Genomic DNA, 6,843 nt, shown 5'->3' with positions numbered 1-6,843 from the left:
AGGGGGTGGTGCGGGGGCTGGCGGCGGGTCTCCACGAAGAGCTGGCGACGAATCCAAAAGCCTCCGCGGAAGCGTTGGGCGCGTCCCTGGCGTCGCTCGCGGAAGGCACGGCGGCGGCGACCATCCGGGGCGCGAGCAGCGCGCTCACGCAGGAGGAGGCGCGCTGGAGGGATGCGCCCCGCGACCACGAGCTCCTGCGGCGCACGAGCAGGGAGATCACGGCGGGTGCGCTGGAGGCCCTGGGCGCGCGGTTGCGGCGGCCCCTGTTGGCGCTCGCGGGAGCAGGCAGCGCGCTGGTGGCGCTGACGGTGCTGTCCTCGCGACGGCGTCACGCGTGAGGAATCGCCACCTTCCTTCCATGGATGCGGATGCGTTCGAGAACGCCTTCGCGCTGCTCCTGGATGGCCGGGGCGGTGCACGCTCGCTCACCTTGGAGGAGACGCGGAGCTGGCGGGCTTCGGATGGCATGCTCTGGGTCCACCTGCCTCCGGACCTGCCGGACCTTCCTCGCGTGCTGGAGGCCGTCTTCCGCCTGCCTCCCAGCGTGCGTGAACCGCTGCTGGCCGACACGGGCCGCGTGCGCATCGAAGTGCTCAACGAGGACGAGCTCGTCCTGCTCCTGTTGCACCCGGACACCGCGCCCACCGACGCGGCGTCCGCGCGCCAGCTGCGCGCCTGGATGACCGCGGACCGGTGTGTCACCGTCGCGCCCTCGGGACAGCACGCCATCGCCTCCGTCCGTGATCAGCTGGCCCATGGCCTCACCGGCCTCCTGGGCGTCAACCTGGGCGGCATCCCGGGCGCGCAGTGGCGAGGCTCGTTCCTCCTGCTGGTGCTCGTGCTCATCGCCCTCGCCGCCGCGGAGTGGCGGGCCCTGCGCCGCCGCGAACTCGTCTGAGGGCAGGCGCATGGCCGCGCCAGCGGACATCCCCGTGCGACCCGCGTGCCGTGGCGACCTCCTCCACTTCCTCACCAGCTTCATCCCCGGGCGCGGCACAGGCAGGGGAGGACGCGATGGCGGGAGTCCGGACGCGTTGCTTGCTGCTCGGACTCATGGGGGGCCTGTGCCGCGCCGTTTCACCGCCTCCTGAATGACGGCCGGGCTCAGCGGGCCCTCCTCCCGCGCCCTCCACGCCGCGTTGTGCGGCGGCCACCGCGTCCCCAACCTCCGGATGTCTGGGATTGCACCGGGACAGGAGGCGGCCGTGGAGCGACACACGAGGAGGCAGTCCGTCTGGGCGCTCACGCTGCTGCTCGCCATTCCCCTCCAGGCGCTGGCGGCGGAACCGCTGCCGTCCTGGAACGACGGTCCGGTGAAGCAGTCCATCATCGACTTCGTCACCCGCGCCACCACCGAGGGCCACCCCGGCTACATCCCCTCGGAGGAACGCATCGCCACCTTCGACAACGACGGCACGCTCTGGCAGGAGCAGCCCGTCGTGCAGGGCGCCTTCCTCCTGGAACAGGTCAAGGCCCGCGTGAGGGAGGACGCGTCGCTCGCGAAGCGGCAGCCCTTCAAGGCCGTGCTGGAGGGCGACGTGGCCCTGCTGTCCTCCATGGACGAACCCCAGTTGATGGAGCTGTTCGCCGCCACCCACGGGGGCAAGACGCAGGACGAATTCGCCCAGGAGGCCCGAGCCTTCTTCCAGAGCGCGCGCCACCCGAAGCTGGGCGTGCCCTACACGCAGCTGGCCTACGCGCCCATGCTGGAGCTGCTCCAGTACCTGCGCGCCAATGGCTTCCAGACGTGGATCTCCTCGGGCGGCGGCACCGACTTCATGCGCGTCGTCTCCGAGGACACCTACGGCATCCCGCCCCAACAAGTCATCGGCAGCGACCTGAAGGAGAAGTTCGACGAGGGCCACGGTCACCCGGTGCTGCGGCGCGAGGCCCGCGTGGACCACATCAACGACAAGGCCGGCAAGCCGGTGGGCATCGAGCAGCACATCGGGCGGAGGCCCGTGTTCGCCGCGGGCAATGTCCGCTCGGGCGGTGACATCCAGATGCTCCAGTACACGAAGGAGCAGCCACGCCCCGGCTTCGCCCTGCTCATCCACCACGACGACGCCGGACGTGAGTTCGCCTACGAGGAGAAGAACGACGCGTCCCTGAAGGCCGCGCGCGAGGGAGGCTGGACCGTGGTCAGCATGCGCCAGGACTGGAAGCGCGTCTTCCCACAGGAGGGCCGGTGATGGACGCGCTGCACGGCTTCATCAGCCTGATGATCGCCACCTTCATCATCGCGCTCGGGCTGTCGCAGGGCCTGTCGTGGCGCCTGGCGGACCTGGGCCAGGGCACGCGCCACCCGGCGTTCGCTCGGGGGCTGGGCGTGTGTCTCATCGGCGTGCCCCTGCTGTCCCTCATCGTGGTGAAGGTGCTGCCGGTGCCGCCCATCGCGTCGGGTGTCATCGCGCTGATGGCGTTCTGCCCGGGGCTGCCCATGGCGCTCAATGTCGTATCGCGGCAGAAGGGCAACCTGCCGCTGACCCTGGCGCTGTCCATCACCCTGTCGCTCGTCGCCATCGTGCTGATGCCGCTGTCCCTGAAGCTCCTGGAGCGGCTGTTCCCCATGGCCATCCAGGCGCCGCCGTACGGGGTGCTCCTGAGCCGGGTCATCCTCCCGTTCCTCGTGCCCTTCGCGCTGGGTATCGGGCTCCAGAAGGTGGCGCCCGTCTGGGCACACCGGCTGCGCAAGCCGGTGAAGCTCTACTTCAACGTCGCACTGGGCGTGGCCGCGCTGGCGATGATCGCCGCCAGCTTCCCGCTGTTGAAGCGCCTGCCGTTCTGGGGCTTCGTCGCGATGGTGGTGGTGACGCTGGGCGCCGCCGCCCTGGGCCACGTGGCCGGCCGGCCCCTGCCCGGAGACCGCACGGCGCTGGCCATCTCCGCCGTCTTCGGCAACCCCGCCTTCGCCTTCTGCCTGGGCGGCAGCACCTATCCCATGAAGAGCCTGCTGGGCGTCATGGGGCTGTACCTGCTCATCCGCACCCTGGCGCTCGTTCCGTACCTGCTCTGGAACCAGCGCCAGCAGGCGTCCGAGCGCGGCGGCGGGCCGTCACTGCCGTCAGGCAGGCGCGCCTCCGTGTCGTGAAGCCGATGCGCGCAACGCACCCGGGTGGCTGATGCCATGACGCCCGGGCGCCTCCACCCTTCCTCGCGTCCGGGATGCCGGGCACACGAGGGGGGGGAGGGCCCATGAAGCGCACCGCGGCCTTGGCCGCCCATGGCCTGGGCCGCTTCCTTCCAGGCGTCGAGCAGGCTCGGACGTATGAGCGGCGATGGCTGCGCGCGGACCTGCTGGCCGCGCTCACCGTGGGCGCGATGCTCGTCCCCCAGGGGCTGGCCTACGCCCAGATTGTCGGCGTGCGTCCCGTGGCGGGGCTGTACGCGGGCGCCTTCGCGATGCTGGCCTACGCGCTGTTCGGCCCGTCACGGCACCTGATGGTGGGGCCGGAGGCGGGCGCGGCCATCCTCTCCGCGACGGCGCTGGCCCCGGTGGTGGCGGGCGGAGGACCGGAGCGGCTGGCGTCCCTGGCGGCACTGTTGGCATTGATGGTGGGCGCCCTGAGCCTGCTGGGCGGGCTGTGCCGCGCGGGCGCGCTGGCGGACTTCCTGTCGCGCCCCATCCTCATCGGCTACGTCAACGGCGCGGCGCTCATCATCATCGGCAGCCAGCTGGCGCGGATGCTCGGGCTGGAGCGCGGGTCGAACGAGTTCGCCGGGCAGCTCCACGAAGTGGCGGCGAACCTGGGCCGCACGCACGAGCCCACGCTGGTGCTGGGGCTGAGCATCGTGGTGGCGCTGGTGGGCATGCGCCGCTTCCTGCCGCGCTGGCCCGCGCCGCTGGTGATGGTGGTGCTCACCACGCTGGTGGCCTGGTGGTTCCAGCTGGAGCACGGCGGCGTGAAGGTGGTGGGGCCCATCGCCGCGGCGGCGCCCGCCTTCGGCCTGCCCTCCGTGGGCTTCGACGACGTGCGCGCGCTGCTGCCCGCGGCCTTCAGCCTCGCGCTGGTGAACTACGCCAGCTCCGTGCTCGCGGGCCGCATCCAGGCCGACCACCACGGCTACCGGCTGGACACGCATCAGGAGTTCCTGGGCCAGGCGGCGGCCAACCTGCTCACCGGCCTCACGCAGGGCTTCCCGGTGACGGGCAGCGGCTCGCGCACGGCCGTCAACGCGTCCATGCGGGGACGCACGCAGCTGGTCGGCGTGGTCGCGGCCGTGGCGGTGGGGGTGTTCTCGCTGTTCCTCACGCCGCTCCTGACCAAGCTGCCCCTGGTGACGCTGGGGGCCATCGTCATCGTCGCGGCGGTGTACATGCTGGAGGTGAAGCCCCTCGTGACGCTCTGGCGCATGCGCCCGGTGGAGGCGGTGCTCGCGGCGGTGACGACGCTGGGCGTGCTCTTCCTGGGCATCCTGCAGGGCATCCTCATCGCGGTGACGCTGTCGCTGGTGGACCTCATCCGCCGCGCGGCGCACCCGCACGACGCCGTCCTGGGCGAGCGCGAGGGCCTGCCCGGCTGGCACGACGTGGAGGGCCACGCGGACGCGGAGACGATTCCCGGCCTGGTCGTCTACCGCTTCGACGCGCCCCTCTTCTTCGCCAACGCCCGCTTCCTGCGCGAACAGGTGCGCCACCTGGTGGCCGCGTCCCACCCGCCGGTGCGCTGGTTCGTGCTGGACGCGTCCTCCGTGTTCGACCTGGACATCACCGCCGCGGAGGGCCTGGAGCAGGTGCGCCACGCGCTCGCGGACGAGGACATCGTCTTCGCGGTGGCCCAGGCGCGCGCGCCGATGCGCCGGATGCTGAAGCGCTCCGGGTTGACGGCGCGCATCGGCGAGGAACGGCTCTTTCCCACCGTGGGCGCCGCCGTGCGCGCCTACCTCGAACCGCGAGGCGACACGCGGACCGCCGGTGGCGGCGAGCCCGTCTCCTCGTCACAGGTGCACTGACGCCATGACATCCATCCCATCCAGGGTCCGAAGAGGCTCGGTGCCGGGCGTGGTGCCGGGCACGCTGCTGGCGCTGCTCATGTCCGCGACGGCGCTGGCGCAGGACGCGCACTACACCACGCGGCAGTTCGGCAACCGGGCGTGGCTGTTGGGCGGTGCCTTCGTGGGCAACCCCAACGACATCAGCGCCGTCTATTACAACCCCGGCGCGCTCGCGCTCCTGGGCGCGCCGGAGCTGGAGCTCACCGGCAGCGTGTACGAATACACGCGCCTGAAGGTGCAGGACGGGCAGGGCGAGGGGAAGGACCTGTCCGACTCCAACGTGGACGTGCTGCCGTCGCTCATCGCCGGCTCGCTGCGCTTCGGGTTTTTGGGCAAGTCCCGGATGGCCTACTCCCTGCTCACGCGCCAGGGCTTCTCCTACAGCCTGCAGTCGCGAGGCACGCGGACGGGCACGGACCTGGCCGGCGTGCGGGGCCTGGACATGCTGTCCACGGACGTGCGCCTGGACCAGACCGTGAGCGAGTTCTGGACGGGCGTGTCCTGGGCCTACCCCGTCACGGAGCACCTGGGCCTGGGCCTGACGCCGTTCGTCGCGACCCGGCATCACGAGCTGCGCTTCCAGACGCAGGCGCAGGGCTCCGGTGCCGCCGGCCAGCAGTTGCTGGCGACGCTGGGCCGAGACCTGGAGTTCGACCACGTCCGGGTGTTGTTGAAGCTGGGCGCCAGCTACCAGCATGGCCCCTGGGCCCTGGGGCTCTCCGTGACGACGCCCAGCCTGGCCCTCTGGGGCCGGGGCTCGGTGGGGTTCGAGCGCGCCGTCCAGTCCCAGGGCGTGGACACGAACGCGCCCGCCGCCGTGTTCGACTTCCAGGAGGACCTGCCGGCGCACTTCCGCAACTCCTGGGCCGCGGCGTTCGGGGTCAGCCGGAGCTTCGGCGATTCCACCGCGGTGTACGCGTCCGTGGAGGGCTACGCGCGCGTGTCGTCCATCACGCTGGTGGACGCCCAGCCCATCGTGCCGCGAGACACCACCGAGTCCATCGACGGGGACTACGCCTTCGCGCTCAAGCCGGTGCTGAACGGGGCCTTGGGCGTGGAGCAGGCGCTGGGGGACCGGGTGCGGGTGTATCTGAGCGGGCACACGGACTTCAGTGCGTTGGAACAGACGCAATCAACGAACGCGCTGGTCGGAGGCTGGGACCTGTACCACGCCGCCTCGGGCATCCACTTCGTGCTGGGCCGTTCGCGCTTCACGCTGGGCGGCGACCTGGCGTGGGGCAACAAGCAGACCACCCGGTTCGCGGAGACGCTCCAGCAGCTGGGCCTGTCCACCCCCATGCGCGCCCAGGACGTCCATTTCTTCCAGGCCACGCTGCTGGTAGGCGCCAGCTTCTCCTTCAAGGACACGCGGAGCACGAGCGGCAAGGGCAGCGTGGAGGAAGCCCCCACGGCGGACTCCCCGTGACGCCGAAGGAGCGCGACGGTGGGGTGGACGAGGAGGCGGCCTCCGCCTTCCTCCTGGACCTGGCGAAGGCGCTGCACGTGGCCTACCAGCCGTCGCTCCTGGTGGAGGCGCGGGTGCGCCGGGCGGCGAAGGCGTGGGGCCTGGGCGTGGAGGTCTTCACGCTCCAGAGCCTGGCGATGACGGAGGTGGTGTCGCGTTGGCGCCCGCACGTGACCTTCGCGCGGCTGCCCTTCGACCCGCACTGGAACCTGGGCCGGGCCGCGGCGCTCCTGCGGCTGTCGGACGCCATCGCCGAAGGGCGCGTGCGGCTGCCCGAGGCGCGCGCGGAGCTGGACCGCATCGTGGCCCTGCATGCGCCGTATCCCGGGTGGCTCGTGTTCCTGGCGTACGGCGTCTACGGGGCGGCGGTGGCGGTGCGGGTG

At 71.7% G+C, this 6,843-nt stretch carries 6 protein-coding genes and 1 pseudogene; all 7 read left to right on the top strand.

Annotated elements, in window-relative coordinates; genetic code table 11:
• Window positions 1–338, top strand: a pseudogene (locus tag D7X96_RS38325) (hypothetical protein); the annotation flags it as partial.
• A gap of 20 nt (window positions 339–358) precedes the next feature.
• On the top strand, window positions 359–898 hold the full coding sequence (locus D7X96_RS38320; protein WP_121771952.1) for a magnesium transporter CorA family protein: 540 nt from the start codon (window positions 359–361) through the stop codon (window positions 896–898).
• A 307-nt stretch (window positions 899–1,205) separates the two neighbouring features.
• On the top strand, window positions 1,206–2,192 hold the full coding sequence (locus D7X96_RS38315; protein ID WP_121771951.1) for an HAD family hydrolase: 987 nt from the start codon (window positions 1,206–1,208) through the stop codon (window positions 2,190–2,192).
• A complete protein-coding gene (locus tag D7X96_RS38310) occupies window positions 2,192–3,091 on the top strand; it encodes a bile acid:sodium symporter family protein (RefSeq protein ID WP_121771950.1) in 900 nt (299 codons plus the stop codon). The genes D7X96_RS38315 and D7X96_RS38310 overlap by 1 nt, the downstream gene beginning before the upstream one ends.
• Before the next feature lie 104 nt (window positions 3,092–3,195).
• A complete protein-coding gene (locus tag D7X96_RS38305) occupies window positions 3,196–4,953 on the top strand; it encodes a SulP family inorganic anion transporter (protein ID WP_121771949.1) in 1,758 nt (585 codons plus the stop codon).
• Window positions 4,954–4,957: 4 nt separating this feature from the next.
• Complete coding sequence (locus tag D7X96_RS40200) at window positions 4,958–6,421, top strand: hypothetical protein (protein ID WP_158626683.1); 1,464 nt, start codon at window positions 4,958–4,960, stop codon at window positions 6,419–6,421.
• The coding region (locus D7X96_RS38295) for a threonine/serine exporter family protein (protein WP_147468510.1) at window positions 6,418–6,843 on the top strand (426 nt) is incomplete at its 3' end. The genes D7X96_RS40200 and D7X96_RS38295, both read left to right, overlap by 4 nt.

Origin of the sequence: Corallococcus interemptor, assembly GCF_003668875.1 — a bacterium.
Lineage (GTDB): Bacteria > Myxococcota > Myxococcia > Myxococcales > Myxococcaceae > Corallococcus > Corallococcus interemptor.
The sequence above is the reverse complement of the archived record's forward strand: the minus strand, read 5'-3'. Positions and strand labels throughout refer to the sequence as shown.